The organism is Castellaniella sp., from assembly GCF_049673105.1.
In the GTDB taxonomy this organism is placed as follows: domain Bacteria; phylum Pseudomonadota; class Gammaproteobacteria; order Burkholderiales; family Burkholderiaceae_B; genus Castellaniella.
Map to the genome: position 1 here is coordinate 1 of NZ_JBATXG010000003.1, position 24,024 is coordinate 24,024.

At 63.4% G+C, this 24,024-nt stretch carries 23 protein-coding genes and 1 tRNA gene; 10 read left to right on the forward strand and 14 right to left on the reverse strand.

Annotated features, from left to right (window positions below; translation table 11 throughout):
* Positions 1–224: 224 nt before the first annotated feature.
* Positions 225–300 (reverse strand) — tRNA-Ala (locus tag WBF69_RS00525).
* 133 nt (positions 301–433) lie between these two features.
* On the opposite strand from WBF69_RS00525, the gene argG reads away from it, so the two are divergent.
* On the forward strand, positions 434–1,777 hold the full coding sequence (argG, locus tag WBF69_RS00530) for an argininosuccinate synthase (RefSeq protein ID WP_424260137.1): 1,344 nt from the start codon (positions 434–436) through the stop codon (positions 1,775–1,777).
* A 144-nt stretch (positions 1,778–1,921) separates the two neighbouring features.
* On the opposite strand, the gene WBF69_RS00535 is transcribed toward argG, so the two are convergent.
* The gene (locus WBF69_RS00535; RefSeq protein ID WP_424260139.1) at positions 1,922–2,239 is read right to left on the reverse strand and encodes a DUF3579 domain-containing protein; all 318 of its coding nucleotides are present in this window, start codon (positions 2,237–2,239) and stop codon (positions 1,922–1,924) included.
* Positions 2,240–2,370: 131 nt separating this feature from the next.
* Between WBF69_RS00535 and argF the strand changes: the two genes are divergently transcribed.
* The gene (gene argF, locus WBF69_RS00540; protein ID WP_424260141.1) at positions 2,371–3,309 is read left to right on the forward strand and encodes an ornithine carbamoyltransferase; all 939 of its coding nucleotides are present in this window, start codon (positions 2,371–2,373) and stop codon (positions 3,307–3,309) included.
* 144 nt (positions 3,310–3,453) lie between these two features.
* On the opposite strand, the gene rpsT is transcribed toward argF, so the two are convergent.
* From rpsT to WBF69_RS00585, 9 genes are all read right to left on the reverse strand, one after another.
* Positions 3,454–3,717 carry a 30S ribosomal protein S20 gene (gene rpsT, locus WBF69_RS00545; RefSeq protein WP_424260143.1) on the reverse strand — a complete coding sequence of 88 codons (264 nt, stop codon included), beginning with the start codon at positions 3,715–3,717 and terminating at the stop codon, positions 3,454–3,456.
* A 71-nt stretch (positions 3,718–3,788) separates the two neighbouring features.
* Positions 3,789–5,345, reverse strand: coding sequence for a murein biosynthesis integral membrane protein MurJ (gene murJ / locus WBF69_RS00550; protein ID WP_424260145.1), 1,557 nt, complete (start codon positions 5,343–5,345; stop codon positions 3,789–3,791).
* 106 nt (positions 5,346–5,451) lie between these two features.
* A complete protein-coding gene (locus WBF69_RS00555; RefSeq protein ID WP_424260147.1) occupies positions 5,452–6,210 on the reverse strand; it encodes an SDR family oxidoreductase in 759 nt (252 codons plus the stop codon).
* 19 nt (positions 6,211–6,229) lie between these two features.
* Complete coding sequence (gene adk / locus WBF69_RS00560; RefSeq protein WP_424260149.1) at positions 6,230–6,898, reverse strand: adenylate kinase; 669 nt, start codon at positions 6,896–6,898, stop codon at positions 6,230–6,232.
* A gap of 82 nt (positions 6,899–6,980) precedes the next feature.
* Positions 6,981–7,742 (reverse strand): 3-deoxy-manno-octulosonate cytidylyltransferase, encoded by a 762-nt coding sequence (gene kdsB, locus WBF69_RS00565; protein WP_424260151.1) that lies wholly within the window; start codon positions 7,740–7,742, stop codon positions 6,981–6,983.
* Entirely contained in the window at positions 7,739–7,918 is a 180-nt protein-coding gene (locus WBF69_RS00570; protein ID WP_424260153.1) for a Trm112 family protein, read from the reverse strand. Before WBF69_RS00570 ends, kdsB begins: the two co-directional genes overlap by 4 nt.
* A gap of 38 nt (positions 7,919–7,956) precedes the next feature.
* Positions 7,957–9,042, reverse strand: a complete 1,086-nt coding sequence (gene lpxK / locus WBF69_RS00575) for a tetraacyldisaccharide 4'-kinase (RefSeq protein ID WP_424260155.1) — start codon at positions 9,040–9,042, stop codon at positions 7,957–7,959.
* Positions 9,039–9,452 (reverse strand): ExbD/TolR family protein, encoded by a 414-nt coding sequence (locus tag WBF69_RS00580; RefSeq protein ID WP_424260157.1) that lies wholly within the window; start codon positions 9,450–9,452, stop codon positions 9,039–9,041. Before WBF69_RS00580 ends, lpxK begins: the two co-directional genes overlap by 4 nt.
* Complete coding sequence (locus WBF69_RS00585; protein WP_424260159.1) at positions 9,449–10,060, reverse strand: MotA/TolQ/ExbB proton channel family protein; 612 nt, start codon at positions 10,058–10,060, stop codon at positions 9,449–9,451. Before WBF69_RS00585 ends, WBF69_RS00580 begins: the two co-directional genes overlap by 4 nt.
* 338 nt (positions 10,061–10,398) lie before the next feature.
* Here WBF69_RS00585 and xseA point away from each other — a divergent pair, with 338 nt between their 5' ends.
* Both xseA and sodB read left to right on the forward strand, forming a co-directional pair.
* Entirely contained in the window at positions 10,399–11,703 is a 1,305-nt protein-coding gene (gene xseA / locus WBF69_RS00590; RefSeq protein ID WP_424260161.1) for an exodeoxyribonuclease VII large subunit, read from the forward strand.
* Positions 11,704–11,752: 49 nt separating this feature from the next.
* On the forward strand, positions 11,753–12,331 hold the full coding sequence (sodB, locus tag WBF69_RS00595; protein ID WP_424260163.1) for a superoxide dismutase [Fe]: 579 nt from the start codon (positions 11,753–11,755) through the stop codon (positions 12,329–12,331).
* Positions 12,332–12,437: 106 nt separating this feature from the next.
* Here sodB and WBF69_RS00600 read toward each other — a convergent pair whose 3' ends face one another.
* Together WBF69_RS00600 and WBF69_RS00605 are read right to left on the reverse strand one after the other, a co-directional pair.
* Positions 12,438–12,920 (reverse strand): DUF192 domain-containing protein, encoded by a 483-nt coding sequence (locus WBF69_RS00600; protein ID WP_424260165.1) that lies wholly within the window; start codon positions 12,918–12,920, stop codon positions 12,438–12,440.
* 47 nt (positions 12,921–12,967) lie between these two features.
* Positions 12,968–13,207 (reverse strand): cold-shock protein, encoded by a 240-nt coding sequence (locus tag WBF69_RS00605; RefSeq protein ID WP_066454117.1) that lies wholly within the window; start codon positions 13,205–13,207, stop codon positions 12,968–12,970.
* Between the two features lie 135 nt (positions 13,208–13,342).
* Between WBF69_RS00605 and clpS the strand changes: the two genes are divergently transcribed.
* From clpS to putA, 6 genes are all read left to right on the forward strand, one after another.
* The gene (gene clpS, locus WBF69_RS00610; RefSeq protein WP_424260167.1) at positions 13,343–13,666 is read left to right on the forward strand and encodes an ATP-dependent Clp protease adapter ClpS; all 324 of its coding nucleotides are present in this window, start codon (positions 13,343–13,345) and stop codon (positions 13,664–13,666) included.
* A gap of 128 nt (positions 13,667–13,794) precedes the next feature.
* Entirely contained in the window at positions 13,795–16,113 is a 2,319-nt protein-coding gene (gene clpA, locus WBF69_RS00615; RefSeq protein ID WP_424260169.1) for an ATP-dependent Clp protease ATP-binding subunit ClpA, read from the forward strand.
* On the forward strand, positions 16,113–17,363 hold the full coding sequence (locus WBF69_RS00620) for a paraquat-inducible protein A (protein WP_424260274.1): 1,251 nt from the start codon (positions 16,113–16,115) through the stop codon (positions 17,361–17,363). Before clpA ends, WBF69_RS00620 begins: the two co-directional genes overlap by 1 nt.
* Entirely contained in the window at positions 17,353–19,026 is a 1,674-nt protein-coding gene (locus WBF69_RS00625; protein WP_424260171.1) for an intermembrane transport protein PqiB, read from the forward strand. Before WBF69_RS00620 ends, WBF69_RS00625 begins: the two co-directional genes overlap by 11 nt.
* Before the next feature lie 59 nt (positions 19,027–19,085).
* Positions 19,086–19,718, forward strand: a complete 633-nt coding sequence (locus WBF69_RS00630; RefSeq protein WP_424260173.1) for a PqiC family protein — start codon at positions 19,086–19,088, stop codon at positions 19,716–19,718.
* A 119-nt stretch (positions 19,719–19,837) separates the two neighbouring features.
* The gene (gene putA, locus WBF69_RS00635) at positions 19,838–23,620 is read left to right on the forward strand and encodes a trifunctional transcriptional regulator/proline dehydrogenase/L-glutamate gamma-semialdehyde dehydrogenase (protein ID WP_424260175.1); all 3,783 of its coding nucleotides are present in this window, start codon (positions 19,838–19,840) and stop codon (positions 23,618–23,620) included.
* Positions 23,621–23,697: 77 nt separating this feature from the next.
* Here putA and WBF69_RS00640 read toward each other — a convergent pair whose 3' ends face one another.
* Positions 23,698–23,979 carry a peptidylprolyl isomerase gene (locus tag WBF69_RS00640; protein ID WP_424260177.1) on the reverse strand — a complete coding sequence of 94 codons (282 nt, stop codon included), beginning with the start codon at positions 23,977–23,979 and terminating at the stop codon, positions 23,698–23,700.
* Between the last annotated feature and the right edge of the window lie 45 nt (positions 23,980–24,024).

A 24,024-nucleotide genomic window follows, 5' to 3' on the forward strand; every position in this document is an offset into this window, starting at 1 on the left:
TCGCGTAGGGCCTACGGCTTCAGAAACTTTGAGAATTACCGCATGAGGGTCTTGGCTCAATGCGGCTGGAACGGTGTCATCAACCGTGTCTGATGGATGCCCATCCCCCGTTAATGGGGTAGAGCCGGCACCTGATGTCCCGACAGTACGGCCAGTTCTGTCATGGTTTTGGGCTTGGCCCGCCAAAACAAAACGCCCGACAGAGACCTGTCAGGCGGTTGTTCTGGTGGAGACGAGGAGGATCGAACTCCCGACCTTCGCATTGCGAACGCGACGCTCTCCCAGCTGAGCTACGTCCCCGAAAGACCGAAATTCTAGCATAGAAAAGGCGCTGTGCATGGTGGCCATTCCTTGGTTTCCAGGGGGCGCAGGACACGGGATCCACGGCGATATAATGGAAGTTTGTCTTTCACTCTGGCTACTTCGGATTCCCATGAGCACAACCATTCTAGAAAACCTGCCGGTCGGGCAGAAGGTCGGCATCGCCTTTTCAGGCGGCCTGGATACCAGCGCTGCGCTGCTGTGGATGAAGAACAAAGGCGCGATCCCGTTTTCCTACACGGCCAACCTGGGGCAGCCGGACGAGCCCGATTACGACGAGATCCCCCGCAAAGCCCTGCGTTATGGCGCCAAGGGCGCGCGCCTGGTGGATTGCCGCGCGCAGCTGGTGGCCGAAGGCATCGCCGCGCTGCAGTGCAGCGCCTTCCATATTTCCACAGGTGGCGTGACATATTTCAACACCACGCCGCTGGGCCGCGCCGTGACGGGCACCATGCTGGTGTCGGCGATGCGCGAAGACGATGTGCACATCTGGGGCGATGGTAGTACCTTCAAGGGCAATGATATCGAGCGTTTTTATCGTTACGGCCTGCTGACCAATCCGGATCTGAAGATCTACAAGCCCTGGCTGGACCAGCTGTTCATCGACGAACTGGGCGGCCGTGCGGAAATGTCCCAGTATCTGCAGGAAAACGGCTTCGACTACAAGATGTCGGCCGAGAAGGCCTATTCCACGGATTCCAACATGCTGGGCGCCACGCACGAGGCCAAGGACCTGGAATATCTGAATGCCGGCATCCGCATCGTCGATCCCATCATGGGGGTGGCGTTCTGGAAACCGGACACCGACGTCAAGGCCGAGGAAGTCACCGTGCGCTTCGACGAAGGCCGTCCTGTGGCCCTGAACGGCGTGGAATACGCCGATCCGGTGGAACTGATGCTGGAGGCCAACCGCATCGGCGGGCGTCATGGCCTGGGCATGAGCGACCAGATCGAAAACCGCATCATCGAGGCCAAGAGCCGCGGCATCTACGAAGCCCCCGGCATGGCGCTGCTGCACATCGCCTACGAGCGCCTGGTGACGGGCATCCACAACGAGGACACCATCGAGCAGTACCGCATCAATGGCCTGCGCCTGGGCCGTCTGCTGTATCAGGGGCGGTGGTTCGACCCGCAGGCTATCATGCTGCGTGAAACCGCCCAGCGCTGGGTGGCGCGCGCCATCACGGGCGAAGTCGCGCTGGAACTGCGCCGGGGCAATGATTATTCGATCCTGGATACCCGTTCGCCGAACCTGACCTATCACCCCGAGCGTCTGACGATGGAAAAGGGCGAGTCGATGTTCTCGCCGCTGGATCGTATCGGCCAGCTGACGATGCGCAATCTGGATATTGTCGATACGCGTGAAAAGCTGTTTACCTATACCCAGGTCGGTCTGCTGACCAAAACCGCTCAGTCGGACATTCCGCAGATCCGGCAGGATACGGCTGAAAAATGATCAAGGCGGGCAGCGGCGAGGCAGGCATGTCCCGCCGCTGCGGTCGCAGCAATGATCGTGCACGATAAAACACCGGCGCTGCAGCCGGTGTTTTTTTCTGGCGAAACGGATGGGGCTCTGTTGTGGCGATGACCGTTGTGCAGCCTAGGCAGACGCGCTCAGGTCGTCGATGGGGTCAGCGGTGTCGGTGGTCTGCAGGTGGTTGCTTTCCGCAAAATCACAGGCGAATTTCCAGGCCAGGGGTTCCAGGTCGCGCAGGCGGTGGTCGATAAGCACGCAGGGGGTGCCATTCAGGGTGCGCGGCGTGGCATAGGGGGAATAGGACAGGGGGTTATGGACGGACCCGGCAGGCCGGAACTGAGACAGGACGCCTGCCAATCGTTCGGCCCAGTCGCTGGGACGAAATCGCTGGCCATCCAAGGTTTTTCCATGGATGATCAAATGTTGAACTGGGAGATTCATGTGGGTTCCAAAGACGGGACACGCCTGGCGGCCAGGTGCGCAACATCCCCTACGCCGCGCATTGTATCCGATCGGCGTTTTGCGCGTCCTGCGGGCGCACGGTAAGATGATCCCTTTGCGTAGGGTTTCCCATGTCTGCAGCCAATTCCACCGGGCCTTTGCGGCATTTCTTGCAGTTTCGCGACTTTTCGGAGGACGAAATCCATTATGTGATCGACCGCGCGCGGCTGATCAAGGACAAGTTCAAACGCTACCTGCCGCATCACACGCTGCATGACCGCAATCTGGCGATGGTGTTCGAAAAGGCCAGCACCCGCACGCGGGTGTCGTTCGAAGCCGGCATGTACCAGCTGGGCGGAGCAGTCATCTATCTGACGACCGAAGGCTCGCAGCTGGGGCGCTCCGAACCCATCGAGGATACCGCACGCGTCATCTCGCGCATGGTCGACCTGGTGATGATCCGCACCTTTGAGCAGACCCGGATCGAACGGTTCGCCGCGCATTCGCGGGTGCCGGTCATCAATGGCCTGACCAATGAATTCCACCCCTGTCAGATTCTGGCCGATATCCTGACCTTTGTGGAGCATCGCGGGCCGATTCGTGGCAAGACTGTCGCCTGGATCGGGGATGCTAACAACATGGCCTATACCTGGCTGCAGGCAGCCGAATTGCTGGGCTTCACGCTGCATGTGTCGGCGCCCGCAGGGTATCGTCTGGACCCCGTGCGCGTGGGGCAGCAGCCCGCATCCGTGCTGAAGGAATTCGACGATCCTCTGGAAGCCTGCCGGGGCGCTGATCTGGTCACCACCGACGTCTGGACCAGCATGGGCTACGAGGCCGAAAACGAGGCACGCCGCCTGGCCTTTGCCGACTGGTGCGTCGATGAGCAGATGATGAGCGCCGCCCAGCCGGATGCCTTGTTCATGCACTGCCTGCCCGCCCATCGTGGGGAAGAAGTCGCTGGCGAGGTCATCGATGGGCCGCAAAGCGTGGTCTGGGACGAGGCTGAAAACCGCCTGCATGTGCAAAAGGCCTTGATGGAATTCTTGCTGCTGGGCCGCCAGGACTGAATCCGGCTACAGGGCAGTTCACTAGAACTGTCCTGTGCCTGGGATCAGGGCGGCATGCGGGTCGCGACGCAGGCCGCTGGCAGGGCAATAAAAAAGGACGCCGGAGCGTCCTTTTTCTACAGTCCAAGCTGCGCGTTTCTTCGATCAGGCAAGCGCCTTGATGGCGGCCGACAAGCGGCTTTTATGGCGGGCAGCCTTGTTTTTGTGGATGATCTGTTTGTCGGCAACGCGATCGATCACGCTGCTGGCCTTGCGGAAGACTTCGTTGGCAGCAGCCTTGTCACCCGCTTCGATGGCCTGGCGCACGCGTTTGATGGCGGTGCGCAGCATCGAACGAATGCTGGCGTTGTGTTTGTTCTGGGCAACGGCCTGGCGGGCGCGTTTGCGGGCTTGTGCGGAATTGGCCATAAAGTGTTATCTGGTTCGCGTAAATAGAAACGGTTGCTTAGACTGCAAAAGCAAAGACGGATAAGTGTATCCTACGACTGTCGGCGTGTAAAGTCTCTTGGCCGAAAACCGAATAAAAACAAGGTGCTGAAGTACGCCAGTACAGCCAGCGCCAGAACGCCCAGCAGCCACGCGACTCGTGTTAGCGGCTGGGCGCCCAGGGCTACCCAATCCAGATGCCGGTCAGCCCAGCCCAGGACCAACGCCAGAGCGCCCAGGGCCGGCAGCAGTTTCAGGGTGAAAACCGGCCAGCCCGACAGGGGGGTGTACAGCTTGCGCCGGCGCAGCAGCACGACCAGGCACAGCGCGTTGGCGCTGGCGCCCAGCCCGATGGACAGCGCCAGCCCTGCGTGGGCCAGCCAAGGCACCAGGATCAGATTCAGCAATTGGGTAAAGACCAGCACGGCGATGGCGATGCGAACCGGCGTCCGGATGTCCTGTTTGGCATAGAAGCCCGGCGCCAGTATCTTGATGGCCAGCAGGCCCAGCAGACCGGCGGCGTAGGCGGTGACCGCCAGCCGTGTCTGGGCCACGTCGGTGGCGGAAAAGGCGCCGTAATTGAACAAGGTAGCGACCAGACCGTCGGATAGCAGCGCCATGCCCAGGGCCGCAGGCAGGCCCAGCAGCAGCACCAGACGCAGTCCCCAGTCCAGCAGGGCGTTGTAGGCGCGGTGGTCGTCTTTGGCGTGCGCTGCCGACAAGCTCGGCAACAGCACCGTCCCCAGGGCCACGCCCAGCAAGGCCGTGGGGAATTCCATCAGGCGGTCGGCGAAGGACAGCCAGGTGACGCTGCCCGGCGTCAGCCAGGTGGCGATATTGGTATTGATCAGCAAGGACAGCTGGGCGACGGACACTCCCAGTGTCGCCGGCAGCATCTGCCGCAGGATGCGGCGCACGGTGGGGTCCTGCCAGGCGGCGCGCAGCCCGTTGCCGTAGCGCGGCAGCAGGCCCAGGCGGCCCAACGCCACCCATTGGACGACCAGTTGCAGAAGGCCGCCGATCATCACCCCGATGGCCAGCGCGTGGATAGGCTGATCCAGATAAGGGGTCAGCAGCAGACTGGCGGCGATCATCGCCAGATTCAGCAGGACCGGCGTAAAGGCCGGGACCGCGAATCGGCTGAAGGTATTCAGCACGCCCGAGGCGAAGGCTACCAGCGACATGCAGATGATGTAGGGAAACATCAGCCGTGTCATCCAGATGGCTTCCTGGAATTCAGCGGCGCGGGCCGTCGTGCGCATGCCGCTGGCCATGGCGGTGACCACCCAGGCGGCCCCCGCGATCCCCACGAGCGTTACGCCGCACAGCGCGACGAACAGCAACAGTGCGACACGGTCCAGCAGGCGGCGCAGCGTGTCATGGTCGCCGCGCTGGCGGATTTCGCCCAGAATGGGGACGAAGGCTTGGGAAAAAGCGCCTTCGGCGAACAGGCGGCGCAGCAGATTCGGGATGCGGAAGGCCACCCAGAACGCATCGGTCAGCGGTCCGGCTCCGTACACGCTGGCGATAAGCACATCGCGCAGCATGCCGGTCACCCGGGAAAACAGCGTCAGGCCACTGATCGTAGCCGCCGAGCGCAGCAGGCTCATGAAACAGTGGGTGGCAGGCAGGCCTTTTGCCGCCGGGCCGCCCCAAGGCAAAAGCGCCCCCTTGGGGGGCAGCAAGCGGCCTTCAGGCTGCGCAGCGTGGGGGCAGTCATTTTGGATTCATCCGGATGGCGCCGTCCAGACGGATGGTCTCGCCGTTGAGCATATCGTTGTCCAGAATGCTGAGAACCAGCTTGGCGTAGTCTTCCGGGCGACCCAGGCGGGACGGGAAAGGCACGCTGGCAGCCAGGGAGTCCTGGACTTCCTGGGGCATGCCGAACAGCATCGGGGTGCCGAAGATGCCCGGCGCGATGGTCATGCAGCGCACGCCCAAGCGGGACAGATCGCGGGCGATCGCCAAGGTCATGCCGACGATGCCGGCCTTGGAGGCGGCATACGCGGATTGGCCGATCTGGCCATCGTAGGCCGCCACGGACGCGGTATTGATGATGACGCCGCGTTCGCCAGTGGCCTGGGGATCATTGGCGGTCATCGCCTGGGCGGCCAGGCGGGCCATGTTGAAGGAGCCGACCAGATTGATGTCGATGACACGGCGAAACAGCGCCAGGTCGTGAGGGCCGGTCTTGCCGACGATGCGCGCCGCCGGGGCGATGCCGGCGCAGTTGATCAGCCCGCGCAGCGTGCCCTGCGCCGTGGCGGCGTCGACCGCAGCCTGCGCGTCGGATTCGGACGTGACATCGCAATGGACATAGGTCTGGCCGAGTTCCGCTGCCAGGGCCTGCCCGGCGGCTTCCTGAACGTCGGCCAGAACAACGCGGGCGCCCTGGGCGCTGAGGGCGCGGGCGGTGCCTGCGCCCAGGCCGGATGCGCCGCCGGAGATGAGGATGACTTGATTGCGGATATCCATGATGGCGTCCTGGCGGCGATCAGGCAGCCGAGTGGGTGCGCAGGATGCCCAGGATCCGTTCACGGATCTCGTCGACCGAGCCCACGCCGGAAATTTTGGCGTAGTGCGGCGCTGCGGCATCGCCCGTCGTGGCCCACTGGGAATAGTAGTCGACCAGCGGGCGGGTCTGGTCGCGGTAGACCGACAGGCGATGACGCACGGTTTCTTCGCGGTCGTCGTCGCGCTGGATCAGCGCTTCGCCGGTGTCGTCGTCCAGGCCTTCGCGTTGCGGCGGGTTGAACTTGATGTGATAGGTGCGACCGCTGGCTACGTGCACACGCCGTCCGCTCATGCGTTCGATGATGTTTTCTTCGGGGACGCTGATCTCGATCACGTAGTCCAGCGCGACGTGAGCGTCCTTCAGCGCGTCGGCCTGCGGAATGGTGCGGGGAAAACCATCGAACAGATAGCCGCTTTGGCAGTCGGCCTGCTTCAGGCGATCGCGCACCAGGCCGATGATGATGTCGTCAGACACCAGGCCACCCTGATCCATGATTTTTTTGGCGGCCAGCCCTAGCGGGGTCTGCGCCTTGACTGCGGCACGCAGCATGTCGCCGGTCGAGATCTGCGGAATGCCGAACGCTTCAGTGATGAACGCGGCCTGGGTACCCTTGCCCGCCCCCGGGGGGCCTAGCAAAATCAAGCGCATGATTTCCTCCGAAAGTATTTTTCAAATTTTTCCGATTATGCCGCAACGCAGCAAAAACTGCAGGGATTCCTGGCGTATGGGCTTACGTGTTTGAAAACAAAGCGCGAACCCGAGCCAAGTCTTCTGGGGTGTCGATCCCTCTGGCCGGCAGTTCCTGGGTCTGGTGTACGAAAATCGGGAAACCTTGTTCCAGGGCGCGCAGTTGTTCCAGGGATTCGATGTGTTCCAGCTGTCCTGGGGGCAGTTCTGGAAAGGTCCTGAGAAAGCCGGCGCGGTAGGCGTACAGGCCGATGTGGTGCAAAGCGGGCAGGCCGGGCGCCAGGCGTTGCTGGCCGTCTTTCAACGCGTCGCGGGCCCAAGGGATGGGGGCGCGGGAAAAGTACATGGCCCGCTGGCGACTGTCGCAGACGACCTTGACTGCATTGGGGTCGAACAGTATGTCGGCGTCGCGGATCGGGGCGGCGCAGGTGGTGATGGCGGCTTCCGGGTGTTGCAGCAGCAAGGCGGCGACGGCATCGATCAGGGCAGGTTCGATCAGCGGCTCGTCGCCTTGGACGTTGACGATGACGGCGGCGTCATCCAGGCCCAGTTGCTGGACGACCTCGGAGAGGCGGTCGGTGCCGGTGGGGTGATCCGGGCGAGTCGCCAGGGCTTCGATGCCATGCGCGGCGGCGGCCTGCAGGATGTCCGGGTGATCGGTGGCGATGATGACCCGATCGGCGCTTGACTGGGCTGCCTGGCGGGCCGTGCGCACCACCATCGGCAGGCCGCCGATATCCAGCAGCGGCTTGCCCGGCAGTCGGGTGGAGGCGGCGCGTGCCGGAACGACGACCGTGAAGCTCATTGCTCTGGCGCCTGATCCAGCGCGCGGGCTTCGCCCGGCAGCATGACGGGTACCCCATCGCGAATCGGAAAGGCGAGGCGGTCGGTCGGGCAGATCAGCTCTTGGTGTTCGCGGTCATGGCGCAGCGTGCCTTTGCAGACGGGGCACACGAGGATCTGCAACAAACGGGTTTCCATGGCGGGCAACTATCAAGTGTGGAGACAAAGAGCACAGTTTAATGCCTGCTGCTGCGATTGTGCGGCAAAGTCGCAGAACGTTCACGCAGCCCGGCTTCCAGTGCGTCCAGCCAGCCTGGATCGGAGAATTCCGGGGCGGCGTGGACGACCCAGAGCCGGGAGTCGTGGGGCGGCGTGTATTTGACGGCGTCCTTGGCGGTGATCAGGATGGGGCGGGCAGGCAGGGTGAGCAAAGCATCCGGGGATGGCGCCTGGTGATCTGGGCTGCTGAGCGTGCGTTCCAGGGCGAGCCCGGCCTGGCGCAGCATGTCAAAGAAGCGCTGAGGCTGGCCGATGCCGGCGGCGGCGCTGCAGGGGGAGCGCCCGTGCGCCAGGCGCCAGGCGGGCCAGTCCAGCTGCGTGCCGCTCGCCAGGTGGACCAGATGGTCCGGCTGCAGGCGCAAAACGATCTGGCGGGGTTTGCCGGCGGAGTCGATCGGCAGGTCGGGCGGGGGTGTGTCGGCAGGCCCCAGTTGGGTGATGAGCCAATCGGCGCTTCGGCGCCGGTCGGGGGGTTCCCGCAGCGGGCCCGCCGGCAACAGCCTGCCGTTGCCGACGCCGCGGGCATCCTGCACGATGATTTCCACGTCGCGGGCCAGGGCGGTATGTTGCAGGCCGTCGTCGGCCAGCAGCACGTCGATGTCCGGGTGCGCCTGTAACAGTGCTGCGGCGGCCAGAGGGCGTTTGGGGTGAACGGCGACCGGCGCGCCCGTCATGGCATGCAGCAAGGCGGGTTCGTCCCCCAGGTGGGCGCTGTCCGCGGATTGGTCGCTTAGCCGCGGCGTGACGCCGGGGCGGGTGCCGTAACCCCGGCTGAGGATGCCGGGGCGCCAGCCCCTGGACTGCAAAAAGCGGCACACGGCGGCGGTGACCGGAGTTTTTCCCGTGCCGCCGACCAGAATATTGCCGATGACGATGACCGGCACCGGCGCTTGCCAGGCTTGAGCGGCCTGCCGCGCCATGCGGCGGGCGGATAGGCTGCCGTAGAGCCAGGCCAGGGGCGCGAGCAAGGTGCTGACGGGGCCAGGCGTGCGCCAGATGGCCTGCAGGCGGTCTTCGGCCTGCCTGCGCCAGGCGGACGTCATGGGCGGCCCTGGGTCAGAAAGGACACCCGCCGGATATCGGCCTGGCGGGCGGCTTCCAGAGCCAGGACCACGGCGGCGTGGGATGCCTGGCCGTCGGCGTCGATGCGCAGGGCCGCATCCGGCAGCTCGACCGCCGCCTGGCGTAGCGCGGCGGTCAGGGCGTCTGGCGTGACATCGTCGATGTAATGGCCGTTCAGGGCGTATTGCCCGTCGCGGCTGATGGCCAGTTCCAGGGCAGGGCCGGTCTCGAGCGTCTGGGCCTGGGCCTGGGGCAGGGCGATGGGCAACTGGCGCGTCTGCGTGAAGGACGTGGAGGCCGCCAGGAAGATCAGGATCACCAGCAGCACGTCGATCAGCGGGATCAGATTGACCTCGGGTTCGTCGTGCGCTTGACGGTGGTGGAAGTTCATGAGCTAGCGCGGCGGTTGATCAGGCGGTCCAGGGCGCCGGCTTCGCGTTCCATGGTGTGCAGAAAGTATTCCACACGGGACCGGAAGTAGCGGTGGAAGATCAGGGCGGGAATGGCGATCAGGATGCCGAAGCCCGTGTTGTACAGTGCGATGGCGATGCCGTGGGCCATCTGCGCCGGGTTGCCGGTGCCGCTGGGGTCGTAGGCGCCGAAAATCTCGATCATGCCGACCACGGTGCCAAACAGTCCCAGCAGCGGCGCGACCACCGAGATCGTCGCCAAGCCGGCCAGATAGCGGTTCAGGCGCCAGGAGACGTCACGCCCGACGGCTTCGATGGCCGCCTGACGTTCGGCGTCGTCTTGCCAGCGCTGGGCGACGACTTCGGCCAGGATGCGACCGATGGCGCTGCTGCGCGCCAGGCGCAGCACGGCGTCGGGTTCATCCTGCTGGCGACGCATGAGTTCCAGCACCTGTTCGGGCAGGCCGCGCGGCATGACCTGGCTGGGTCTCAAGGCCAGGAAACGTTCTATGATGATCGCCAGCGTGATGACCGAAGTGGCCACTAGCAGCCAGATGGGCCAGCCGGCCGCGTGGATGATGTCCAGCAAGATCGTTTCCTTTGTGATCGGTGGGCGGAGCGACAATTCCTTATTCTATCCTCAGGGTGTGAAATCAGGTTTTATTCAGCTAAAGTCCCGCACCGTAAGGCTTTCCGGCAAGTATCCACAGATTCTGTGGATAATTCTGTGCATAAAGGTGCTCAAGCGCATGATTCAAGCCCTCTCGCAGTCGATTGGCTATTTTTTGCACACCTGGCTTGTATTTTTATTTTTGTTATTAATCAATAGCTTACGTAATTATATTCAGGCTTTCTGTGATGATCGTCCTGTGCAAGCCCGGAAATAGGCGTGTTTGACAAAAAAAGGTTTTCTGTGGATAGGTTTTCATGAGTTTTTCGGATCAGACCCCCGCTGACAGGTGTTTTCCAGCCGAAGACGTAGTGCTGAGCGTGGCCCAGCTCAATCGTCAGGTGGCCCGGCTGCTGGAAGCCGGTGTGCCACGTCTGTGGGTTGCGGGTGAAATCTCCAATTTCACCCGGGCCGCGTCTGGTCACTGGTATTTTTCGATCAAGGATGAGTCCGCCGCTGTGCGCGCCGTCATGTTCCGCGGGCGGACCCAGGCCGTCGGTTTCGTGCCCGAGGCGGGCGGGCGCTATGAGTTCCGGGTGCAGGTTTCGCTATACGAACCGCGCGGGGATTACCAAGTGCAGGTCGAGGCGATGCGGAGGGCAGGTCGTGGCGATCTGCACGAGGCTTTCCTGCGTCTGAAGGACAAGCTCAGCAGCGAAGGACTGATCGATGCCGGGCGCCGCCGCCCTGTGCCCGCCATGCCGCAGACGATCGGGGTGGTGACGTCCCTGGCGGCGGCGGCCTTGCGCGACGTGTTGTCGGTCATGGCGCGCCGCGCCCCGCACGTGCGGGTGATTCTGTACCCGGCGCCGGTGCAGGGCCGCGAGGCGGCGGCTCAGCTATGTCAGGCGCTGGATCAGGCGGCGAGCAGGGCTGAGATCGACGTGCTGCTGCTGGTGCGCGGCGGGGGTAGCCTGGAAGACTTGTGGAGCTTCAATGACGAGGCCTTGGCGCGGCGGATCGCGGCCAGTCCGGTGCCTGTCATCAGCGGCGTGGGGCATGAAACGGATTTCACGATTGCGGACTTCGTGGCGGATCTGCGGGCGCCGACCCCGACGGCAGCGGCGGAACTCTGCTGCGTGAGCCGGGACCAGCTGCTGGGGCGGGTGCTGACGACCGCAGAGGATCTGGCGCGGATGCAGCGGCGGCGGCTGGAATATGCCGCCATGCGCCTGGACCGGGCCGCCGCTCAATTGGTGTCCCCTGTACAGCGCCTGCGCATGCATCGCCAGCGTCTGGACGCCGCTATCCGGCATCTGGCAGCGCCCGTGTCCGGGCGGGTCCTTCAACGAGAGCAGGCCCTGGGCCGGGCAGGAGAGCGTCTGCGGGCCGGAATGGACCGTCTGCTGCAGCAGCGTGGGCGTCGGCTGGCCGTGGCCGAAGGGACTTTGGGGGCGCTGGATCCCCGTGCCGTGCTGACGCGCGGCTATGCCATCGTGCGCGGCCCCGACGGGAGAATCATCAAAAATGCGTTAGACTTAAACGTTGATGCGCGTCTCGATATTGAATTCGCACAGGGCCGGGCTCAGGCCAAGGTCGTGCGCGCCGATACGCTGCTCTAGGCTTGCGACCCCCTTTCGGGTTCGTCTCATGTTTTTTGAAGGAAATGTCATGGCTTTTACTCTGCCGCCGCTACCCTATGCGATGGATGCGCTCGCGCCCCATATTTCCAAGGAAACCCTGGAATTCCATTACGGCAAGCACCATCAGGCCTATGTCACCAACCTGAACAAGGCGGTGGAAGGCACCGAACTCGCCGGCCTCAGTCTGGAAGACGTCATCCGCAAGTCCACGGGTGGGGTGTTCAACAACGCTGCTCAGGTCTGGAACCACACCTTTTACTGGAACAGTCTGTCCCCCAAGGGCGGTGGCGAACCCAGCGGTGCTCTGCGCCAGGCCATCGAGGCCAAATGGGGCAGCGTGGCTGCGTTCAAGGATGCGTTCTCCAAGTCGGCTGCCGGCAATTTCGGCTCTGGCTGGACTTGGCTGGTGAAGAAACCCGATGGCACTCTGGACATCGTCAACACCGGCAATGCCGGCACCACCGTCACCACCGATGACAAGGCACTGCTGACCTGTGATGTCTGGGAGCACGCCTATTACATCGATTATCGCAATGCCCGCCCCACGTACCTGGAACATTTCTGGGATCTGGTGAACTGGGATTTTGCCGCCAGCAACCTGGCGTGATTATGCGCCCGCAGGGGCTGGCGGTTTGACCGCCGTTCCCCGGCGCACCGGAAAAAGGCGGCTTCGGCTGCCTTTTTTTCTTTGGGTGCGCGGGGCGGCTGCGCGTTTAGCGTGGGGCCGGGATGCCGCGCACCGGATCGCCGGTCTGGATACCGGTGCGTTCGAACCACCCCTGATTCATTTCGAGCGCGATGGCGACGGGAGACGGGGAGCAGTGCGGCGTCAGGTCATGCGGCTGCATGTCCTGGATAGACACGATGCGGTGTTGCTCGTCTATGAAGGCGATCGACAGCGGGATCAGGGTGTTTTTCATCCAGAAGCATTGCACGCCCGGCGGCCCCAGCATGAACAGCATGCCGGCGTTGGCCGGCATGCTGGGGCGGTCCATCAGGCCGGCTTGGAGGGTGGCCGGCGTGTCGGCCAGCTCGGCCTGTATCGCGTGTTCGCCCAACTGCAAGGTGATGGCAGGCAGGGGGGGCTGGGCCTGGGCCGGGTTGTTGGCCAGCAGGGCGGTCAGGCTGAGCAGGCCAAGCAGGCGTCGGGCGCCGGGCCATGCGCAGCGCGCGAGCACGTAAAAAGCAGGACCCATGAAGGGTCCTGCATCGCGGTAAAATGCCAAGGGATATCCTGCGAATGTCAGGCGGCAGTGATATTCAGGGCTTGTTTGCCTTTCGGACCCTGCGCGATATCGAAAGCGACCTTCTGGCCCTCTTTTAGGGTTTTGAAGCCGTTCATCTGGATGGATGAAAAATGAGCGAAAAGGTCTTCCCCCCCGTTGTCCGGGGTAATGAAGCCAAAGCCTTTGGCGTCATTGAACCATTTGACCGTGCCAGTTAGTTTTTGTGATTCTCCGGTATTCTCGATGGATTCCGACATGCAAACTGCCTCTAATGTGTGGGGTTAAGCGGCCCCGGCCAGCCAACACAATAGCAGGCGACCTGCGGGACACGTCGATCATGCTGAATTCCACTGCCTTCAGTCAACTATGGAAACCACTAGGTTTTAACGCGCATGCCCACTGTCATTCAAAATCAGCGCGAACTGGTGCGCGAGGCCCAGCCGGTGCGGCTGGCGCCACCGCCCATGTATCAGGTCGTGCTGCTCAATGATGATTACACCCCAATGGATTTCGTCGTCCATGTGCTGCAGCTGGTCTTTCACAAGACCGATGCGGAAGCCGAGCGTGTCATGCTGCAGGTGCATCACGAGGGGCGCGGGGTCTGTGGCGTCTACACCCGGGATGTCGCCGCCACACGCGTCGAGACGGTGTTGCGCATGGCGCATGCCGATCAGCATCCGCTGCAGTGCCTGATGGAACCCGTCGCCCTGTTCTGATGCCTTAGTCGCATCGATTCCGCCCGCCCTGGGGATTGCCCCGATGGGACGTCAACAACAGCGGTCTGTTTTAGTCATAGAATAGACACAACGGATTGCTTGGTCCGCTCCGAAACAATGGAGGAAGCGTGATTTCCGAAGAACTTGAAGTTAGCCTGCACATGGCGTTCGTCGAGGCCCGTGCGGCTCGGCACGAATTCATCACCGTAGAGCACCTGCTGCTCTCCCTGCTGGACAATGCTTCAGCGGTCGAGGTCCTGCGCGCTTGCGCAGCCGACGTCGAACTGCTGCGTCAGGATCTGCGCAAATTCATCGTCGAGAATACGCCGGTGTTTCCGGGAGACGGCGAGGTCGACACCCAGCCGACCCTGGGGTTTCAGCGCGTCATTCAGCGCGCCATCATGCATGTGTCCTCGAACGGCTCGAACAAGACAGCCGTGACGGGTGCTAACGTGCTCGTGGCCATGTATGGCGAAAAGGACTCGCATGCCGTGTATTTCCTGGTGCAGCAGGGGGTCTCGCGTCTGGATGTCGTGAACTATCTGTCGCATGGCATTACCAAAACACCGGATGAACCCCAGGCTGCGGACAATCCGCGGCTGGAGCCGCCGTCAGCCGAACCCAAAGCGGAACAGCAGAAATCACCGCTGGAAACCTACGCCACCGACTTGAACGCCGAGGCGCTGAAAGGTCATATCGACCCCTTGATCGGTCGCGAGGACGAGGTCGAGCGAGTCATTCAGGTGCTGTGCCGCCGGCGCAAGAACAATCCCTTGCTGGTGGGCGAGGCGGGGGTGGGCAAAACCGCGATCGCCGAAGGCCTGGCCTGGCGCATCACCCAGGGCGATGTGCCCGAGGTCCTGAATCAGACACAGGTCTACGCACTGGACATGGGGGCGCTGCTGGCCGGCACCAAATACCGGGGGGATTTCGAGCAGCGCCTGAAGCTCGTGCTCAAGGCCCTGAAAGACAATCACCATGCGGTGCTGTTCATTGATGAAATCCACACGCTGATCGGTGCAGGGTCGGCCTCGGGCGGCACCCTGGACGCGTCGAACCTGCTGAAACCCGCGCTGTCGTCCGGGCACCTGAAGTGCATCGGCGCCACCACGTATACCGAATACCGGGGCATTTTCGAAAAAGACCACGCGCTGGCGCGGCGCTTCCAGAAGATCGACGTACCCGAGCCCACGGTGGAACAGACCATTCGCATTTTGCGCGGACTCAAGGCCCGTTTCGAAGCGCATCATCAGGTGCGCTATTCGGGGGCGGCCATCACGGCGGCGGCGGAACTGGCGGCCCGCCACATCAGCGACCGTTTCCTGCCGGACAAGGCCATCGACGTCATCGACGAGGCCGGCGCCGCTCAACGTCTGCTGCCGAAATCGCGGCAGAAAAAAATCATCGGGCAGTCGGAAATCCAGGCCACGGTGGCGCGGATCGCCCGGATTCCGCCGCAGAACGTCTCCAATGACGATCGCAACAAGCTCGCCACCCTGGAACGCGACCTGAAGGCCGTGGTCTTTGGCCAGGATCAGGCGATTTCCGCCCTGGCGGCGTCGATCAAGATGGCCCGTTCGGGCCTGGGGCGGCCCGACAAGCCCATCGGCTGCTTCCTGTTTTCGGGGCCGACCGGCGTGGGCAAGACCGAAGTCGCCCGTCAGTTGGCCTTTGTGCTGGGCATCGAGCTGCTGCGCTTCGATATGTCCGAATACATGGAACGCCATACGGTGTCGCGCCTGATCGGGGCGCCGCCGGGCTATGTGGGGTTCGACCAGGGTGGGCTGCTGACCGAGGCCGTCACCAAACAGCCGCATTGCGTGCTGCTGCTCGACGAAATCGAGAAAGCTCACCCGGATGTCTACAACATCCTGCTGCAGGTCATGGACCATGGCACCTTGACCGACAACAACGGTCGCAAGAGCGACTTTCGCAATGTGATTCTGGTCATGACGACGAACGCGGGCGCCGACACCCTGAACCGCAATGCCATCGGCTTTGCCGCGCCCACGCACACCGGCGATGAAATGGCTGAAATCAAGCGCCAGTTCACACCGGAATTCCGTAATCGTCTGGATGCCATCATCAGCTTTTCCGCTTTGCCGCGCGACATCATCCTGCGGGTGGTGGATAAATTCCTGATGCAGCTCGAAGACCAGCTGCATGAAAAGCATGTGGACGTTCTGTTCACGCCGGCCTTGCGTGAACATTTGGCGTATGCCGGCTTTGATCCCACCATGGGGGCGCGGCCCATGCAGCGCCTGATCCAGGACACCATCCGTCGCGCGCTGGCCGACGAATTGCTCTTCGGGCGGCTGGTGCATGGCGGGCGGGTGCAGGTCGATCTGGATGAACAAAAGCAGGTGGTGCTGAACTTCCCGGATGGGCCGGCAGGTGCCGGCGCGGTGCCGTCGCCCTCTCACCCTGAGCCTGAGCTCGTGGATTGATGGCGCCGGACGGGGACTCCCGCCCCCTGATTGCTTGTCCGCACTGCGATACGCTGCATCAGCGGCTGGTCCTTGACGTTCGCGCCCAGGCCGCCTGCCGTTGCTGTAACACGGTCCTGTATCGGCGCGGCAGGTTCAGCCTGAAGCAATGGCTGGCCTTTGCCTGGGCGACGCTGGTGGTGTTTGCGGTCGCTCAGGGTTTTCCGATGGCCGTGCTGTCGGTACAGGGCCTGGACATCTCCTTGACCTTCTGGGGCGCTTTGCGCCTGTGCTGGGACCGGGGTTTTTACGGCGTGTCGGTGATGACCGGCCTGGTCGGCTTCTGGATTCCTCTGTTGCAGATCGCATTGACCTTGTGGGTGATGCAGGCCATTGCGACGCGGCGCCTGCCGCCGGACATGGGACGTACGCTTCGCTGGTTGGCGCGTCTGGCGCCCTGGTCGATGGCCCCGGTGCTGGTGCTGGGGGTGCTGGTGGCGGTCGTCAAGGTGGCCGGCATGGCCCACTTGCAGGTCCAGCCAGGCCTTCTGGGGTTTTTCGCGCTCAGTTTCCTGTTGTCCGGCCTGTCCCGATGGGATGCGCTGGCCTTGTGGCGCGAGGCAGAGGACGCCGGCATGGCGCCGGTGTCAGGCGCACGGGGGACGGGGGCCGTCTGCAGATCCTGTGGCTATGTGCAGGCGCCTGGCGCGTCGCACTGCGGGCGGTGCCATGCCCCGATGGGGCCACGCCGTTATGGCGCGGCTCCGGAAGTCTGGGCGCTGCTGTTGGCGGCAGTGATTTTCTACATTCCGGCCAACGTCCTGCCCATCATGCAGGTGCAAACCTTGCTGGGCCGCAGCAACCACACCATTCTGGGCGGCGTGATCGAGCTGTGGCGCATGGGATCCTGGGATCTGGCCGTGATCGTCTTTGTCGCCAGTGTCATGGTGCCGGTCACCAAGCTGCTGGCCCTGTCTTTTCTGTTGTTGCGCGTCCAGCCGCGCGGCGGGTACGTGCAGCGCCAACGCACCCGGATGTACGAAGCGGTGGAGTTCATCGGCCAGTGGTCGATGCTGGACGTCTTCGTCGTCGTGCTGATGGTGGCGATGGTGGATTTTCCTGGCTTGTCGCGCATTGATGTCGGCCCCGCCGCCTTGAATTTCGGGGCGGTGGTGGTTCTGACCATGTGGGCGGCCATGCGGTATGATCCCCGTCGAGGGTGGGACCGCCTGCGGGCGGCGGATGCTGACGAGAAAAATAATGACGACTGATGAAGACAATAGCCAGCCGCAGGAATCCGACCAGCCGGTCGCGCCGGAGATTCGCCCTGGGCGATCGCTGCACTGGTCCTGGGTGTGGCTGGTGCCTTTGCTGGCCCTGGCGGTGGCGCTGTCCTTGTTGGCGTCGGTCTGGGTGCGTACCGGGCCGCTCATCACCGTCAGTTTTGCCTCGGCTGCCGGCATTGAAGCAGGGCAGACCAAGCTGCGCTATCGCGATGTGATCGTGGGCGAGGTCAAGGGCGTGCGGATGGCCCAGGACAGGCAGCATGTGCTGGTCGATGTGCAGCTGGCCCGCGAAGGCGCGGGCTACATCACGCAAAAGGATGCAAAGTTCTGGATTGTGCGTCCGCGTGTCGGGCTGACGGGGGTCTCGGGCCTGGATACGCTATTTTCCGGCGTTTATATCAGTGTCGATGCGCCCTCTGCCGAACCGACGGGAAGCGCTGTCACCTCGTTCCAAGGCCTGCCGAACCCGCCCGAGGTGCTCAGCGGCCAGGTCGGCACCCGGTTTCAGTTGAAGTCCTCGTCCCTGGGGTCGCTGACGGTCGGTTCGCGGGTCTATTACCGTCGCCTCGAGGTCGGGCGTGTCGTCAATTACGAGATGACGCCGGATGGGCGGGCGATCAGCTTGCAGATCTTCGTGGAAGCGCCCTATGACCGCTACGTGACGGCGGATACGCGGTTCTGGAACGACAGCGGGGTGGACATGTCGCTGTCACCGACCGGCGTGCAGCTGCGCACCAGCGGCCTGGCGGCGATCCTGAACGGCGGGGTGGCGTTTGCTCAGGCGGACGAGTCCTCGTCCTACGAAGGGCAGGTCAGTACCGTGCCCGCTGCAGAGGGCAGCAGCTACACTTTGTTCGATACGCGCGATCAGGCCTTGGCCGATCCCGACGGAGAACCCATCCCTATCGAGCTGCGCTTTGCCGATTCCGTCCGTGGGCTGCAGGTGGGGGCCGAGGTCGATTATCACGGCATGTCCATCGGCAAGGTCGTGGATATCGATCTGGAACTCGATCACACCGGTCGGCGCCTTTTTGCCAAAGTGCGCGCGCAGATTTACCCCATGCGCTTCAGTCAGGCCTATCTGGCGCTGGTGGACGCCACCAATGGCGTTCGGGGAGGAGCCTTGCTCCAGCCTCTGATTCAGCGGGGCTTGAGAGCGCAGCTGCGTTCCGCCAGCCTGTTGACGGGGCAGCAGTATGTGGCGCTGGATTACTTCCCGGCCAAAGCGTCGGAGAAAATCCAGATACCGGGTGATCAGAATCATGCCAGCGGATATCTGATTCCAACCGTGCCGGGTGATTTCACGCAGCTGCAACGGCAGCTGAGCAGTGTCGTGACCAAGCTCGATAAACTGCCCATCGAAGCCCTGGCTCAAGAACTGCAGGGCAGCTTGGGGGCTTTGCATAAGTTGTTGCGGCGCCTGGATACGCAGCTGGCTCCGCAGGCCAGCCAGACGCTGGAATCCGCCCGCCGGTCTCTGGATCGGGTGGGGGCGATTCTGGGGCCCGACGCGCCGATGGTCGGCAATCTGCAGGAGACGCTCAAAGCCTTGGATGGCGCTGCGCGAGGCCTGCGCATGCTGGCCGATGCCTTGCAAGCGCATCCAGAGGCCCTGTTGCGCGGCCCTGCGCCCGACCGTTTGCGTTGATGGGGCAGAGGATGAACGGAGAGATACCCGTGGCAGGCGCGGTGCACAGGAGAAAACCGATGCAAGGCAGGATTCTGGGGCTGATGTGCGGCGTGGGCGTTTTGCTGAGCGCTTGTTCGGTGACGCCGAGCAACTACTACAGTCTGGCGGCGCCGGCGACGGACACCCAAGCGCCGTCGCGCGCGCAGCACGCGTCGTATGGTGTGCGAGTGCAGGTGCTGAGCATTCCTGCCGAGTCCGATCGCCCGCAATTGCTGGTCCGCGACCCGGCGCAGGATCCTGCGGTCGATGTTTTGCGCCAGTCTTTGTGGGCCGCGCCTTTGGTGGATCAGATCCAGGCGGTGTTGGCCGACAGGGTGTCGGCGGATCTGGGGGCGCCGGATGTGCAGAAGCTGCCAGATCTGGCGGATCAGGCCGTGCGCCAGATGTTGGTCCGCGTGACCCGTTTCGATCTGGTGTGGGGGCAGGGCGCCGATCTGGCGGCGGTCTGGACGGACCGTGGCCCCGTTGGGCAGGATGCCAAAATGTGTCAGGCACAGATTCGGGTTCCTGCTGTCCAGGGGGTGGCGCCTTTGGTCGAGGCGCAGCGTCGGGCCTTGCTGGCCTTGGCAGGGCTGATGGCACGTCAGGCGACAACGGAGGCAACAGGTTCACCTAGTGCCCAGGATGTCATTCAAGCGGGTTGTACCTAACCCATTTTCGGGTTATCCATAATGGCTGAATCGGGGTTAACCTCATACCATGTCATATGGTGAGCAGCGCTTTGCGGTAAAGGGCTGCGCGATTCAATTTCTCTTCCGAGAGTCCGATCATGGCGACTGTTACCCTGGGTGTTAAGGTCGATGAGACCTTGCGCGAGCGTCTCCGGCATCAAGCCGACAAACTGGGGTGTACCCCGCATTGGCTGCACAAACAAGCCTTGCTGAGTTACGTCGAAGCCATCGAGCGCGGTCAGTTGCCGGCTGATATCGACCATCGCGGGGATGCCGCCGAACCCGGCGCCGTGACCGAAGCCGACCCGCAAACTCCGTTCTATGAGTTTGCCCTGGAAGTCCAGCCGCAATCGGTGCTGCGATCCGCCATCACGGCGGCCTACCGCCGGCCCGAGGCCGAGTGCGTCGCCATGCTGCTGGACCAGGCGGGATCTACCCAGGCGGATCAGGTCGATGCGCTGGCGCGGCGCCTGGTACAGACCTTGCGCGATAAGCGCACTGGCGGCGGAGTCGAAGGCCTGATCCAGGAATTTTCCCTGTCCAGCCAGGAAGGCGTCGCCCTGATGTGCCTGGCCGAAGCCCTGTTGCGCATTCCCGATCAGGCGACCAGGGATGCCCTGGTGCGCGACAAGATCAGCCGGGGGGATTGGCGGGCGCACGTGGGCGAATCGCGCTCGCTCTTCGTCAATGCCGCGACTTGGGGCCTGCTGGTGACGGGCAAACTCACCAGCGTCAATAGCGAACAAAGTCTGTCCCAGGCGCTGACGCGCCTGATCGCCAAGGGCGGCGAACCCCTGATCCGACGCGGCGTGAACATGGCGATGCGTCTGATGGGCGAGCAATTCGTCACTGGCCAGACGATTTCGTCCGCGCTGGCCAACAGCCGCAAATTCGAGGACATCGGTTTTCGTTATTCCTACGACATGCTGGGGGAAGCCGCCACCACCGCCGAAGACGCCGCCCGCTACTACCAGTCCTATGAACAGGCCATTCACGCCATCGGCAAAGCGTCCCAGGGGCGCGGCATCTACGAAGGCCCCGGGATTTCCATCAAGCTCTCGGCCCTGCATCCGCGCTATGCCAGGGCGCAGCGCGACCGGGTGATGGCCGAACTGCTGCCGCGCATGGTGGAATTGTCGGCGCTGGCGCGGCACTACGACATTGGTTTGAATATTGATGCCGAGGAAGCCGATCGTCTGGAATTGTCGCTGGACCTGCTGGAAGCCCTGTGCTTCGATGAGCGCCTGCGCGGCTGGAACGGCATCGGGTTCGTGATCCAGGCCTATCAGAAGCGCGCGCCTTTCGTCATCGATTTCGTGATCGATCTGGCGCGGCGCAGCAAGCATCGCCTGATGGTGCGGCTGGTCAAGGGCGCCTACTGGGATTCGGAAATCAAGCGCGCCCAGGTCGATGGCCTGGAAGGCTTTCCGGTCTATACCCGCAAGGTCCACACGGATGTGTCTTACCTGGCCTGCGCCCGCAAACTGCTGTCGGCGCCCGAAGCGGTCTTCCCGCAATTCGCCACGCATAATGCGCAGACGCTGGCCTCCATCTATTATCTGGCGGGCGAAAATTACTACCCCGGCCAGTATGAATTCCAATGTCTGCACGGCATGGGAGAGCCGTTGTACGAGCAGGTCGTCGGGCCGCTGTCCAAAGGCCGTCTGAACCGTCCTTGCCGGGTGTATGCCCCGGTGGGCACGCACGAGACCTTGCTGGCGTATCTGGTGCGCCGCCTGTTGGAAAACGGCGCGAATACGTCCTTTGTCAATCAGATCGGCGACAAGAACATCCCCGTTGATCGCCTGATCGAAGATCCGGTGCACAAGGCGCGGGCGATTCAGCCGCTGGGGGCGCCGCATGACCGCATCCCGCTGCCGCGCGATCTGTACCGGGCGCACGAGAATCGCGCCAATTCCGCCGGCCTGGATCTTAGCAATGAGCATCGTCTGGGGTCTTTGGCGGCGGCTTTGCTGGGCACAGCGGATCAGACCTGGCGGGCGGCCCCTGCGGGAGAGTGGCCGGCGGACCGCGCTCAGGATGTCCTGAATCCGGCGGACCGGCGCGATGTGGTCGGCCAATTGGTCGAAGCGGACGACGCCGATATCCAGGCGGCGCTGGAGCGCGCCGATTATGCCGCGCCCATTTGGCAGGCCACGCCAGTGGCGGAACGTGCCCAGTGTCTGCGGCATGCCGCCCAGCTGCTGGAAGACGAGATGCAGGTCTCCATCGGCCTGATCGTGCGCGAGGCCGGGAAATCCTTTCCCAATGCGGTGTCCGAAGTCCGCGAGGCCGTGGATTTCCTGCGCTACTACGCCGTGCGGATCGAAGAAGAATTCTCCAACGACAGCCATCGCCCGCTGGGGCCGGTCTTGTGCATCAGCCCCTGGAATTTCCCGCTGGCGATTTTCACAGGCCAGGTCAGCGCGGCTTTGGCTGCCGGTAATGTGGTCCTGGCCAAGCCCGCCGAGCAGACCAATCTGATCGCCGCCTATGGCATTTCGGTCTTGCACCGCGCCGGCGTCCCCGCCGATGCCGTGCAATTATTGCCGGGCCGGGGGGAAACCGTCGGCGCCGCGCTGGTGGCCAGCCCGGTGGTGCGCGGGGTCATGTTCACCGGTTCGACCGAGGTCGCCAAATTGATTGCCGCAACCCTGGCGCGGCGATTGAACGGGGCTGGCCACCCGGTGCCGCTGATCGCCGAGACCGGCGGCCAGAACGCCTTGATCGTCGATTCATCCGCCCTGACCGAGCAGGTTGTCTACGATGTGTTGAATTCCGCTTTTGATTCGGCAGGTCAGCGCTGTTCCGCCCTCAGAATCCTGTGCGTGCAGGAAGACTGCGCGGACCGCACGCTGGCCATGCTGCGCGGCGCCATGCAGGAATTGCGCGTGGGGCGTCCAGAGCTGCTGTCCACGGATATCGGCCCGGTCATCGATGCGGACGCCCAGGCCGTGATCGAACATCACGTGCAGGCCATGCAGGCTGCCGGCCATGCAGTCGATCGCCACATCATGGACGAGGATCAGGTCCGCTTCGGCACGTTTGTCGCGCCGACCCTGATCGAGATTGCGGATATCGCCGAGCTGGAACGCGAGGTCTTCGGCCCGGTGTTGCATGTGCTGCGCTATCGGCGGGAAGACCTGGACAGCGTCATCGATGCCATCAACGAGCGGGGCTACGGCCTGACGTTTGGCGTGCATACCCGCCTGGACGAAACCGTGCATCACGTCACCGAGCGCATCCATGCCGGCAACATCTACGTCAATCGCAACATCGTGGGCGCCACGGTGGGTGTGCAGCCCTTCGGCGGCGAAGGCCTGTCGGGGACAGGGCCAAAGGCCGGCGGCCCTCTGTATCTGCATCGCCTGCTGTCGGTGGCCTCGCATGCTTTGCCGGTCGACGGCGTGGTGGGCGCGGACGCGCAGCCGCTGGACCTGCCGGGGCCGACCGGCGAGACCAATCGCTATCACCTGAAACCACGCGGCACCGTGCTGTGCCGGGCGGTCAGCGTCGCAGGCGCGCAAGCGCAGCTGCAGGCCTGCCAGCGCACCGGCAATGCCATGTTATGGGTGGATACGCCGGAAATGCGATCCTTGCGCGAGCAAGAAAGTTTGCAGGCCGTGCAGTGGGTAGATAGCGGCGATCTGGACGCCGCCGATTTCCAGGCGGTGCTATTCGAAGGCGATGGCGACGATCTGCTGGCGCTCAATCAGTCGGTGGCGGCCCGTCCCGGTCCCATCGTTCCGGTGCTGGCCCGCCGTTCGCACGAACTGTCCAACGGCCAGGACTATCCCCTGGAAATGCTGGTGCGCGAGGTCTCTGTCTGCATCAACACCGCCGCCGCCGGCGGCAACGCAACCCTGATGATGGTGGGATGAGATCGGACACAGAAGGGTCCCTGCGGACCCTTCTGTGCCGATCTCATCCGAGCCGCTTGCAAGCGGCGAGGTGGGGATCAATCTTCCCGATCTGTCACTTCCACCAGGTGATATCCGAATTGCGTGCGCACCGGACCCTGCACCACGCCAACCGGCGCGCTGAACACCACCGTATCGAATTCCGGGACCATCTGGCCGCGACCGAAAGTACCCAGATTGCCGCCGTCGCGGTTGGACGGGCAGCTGGAATGGTCACGGGCGACGGCGGCGAAGTCGGCGCCGTTTTCGATATCGGCCTTCAGTTTCAGGCACTGTTCTTCGGTATCGACCAGAATATGGCGGGCAGAGGCTTGGGTCATGTTGAGGCTCCTGTAGGACGGAAATATGAACCCGACAGGATAACC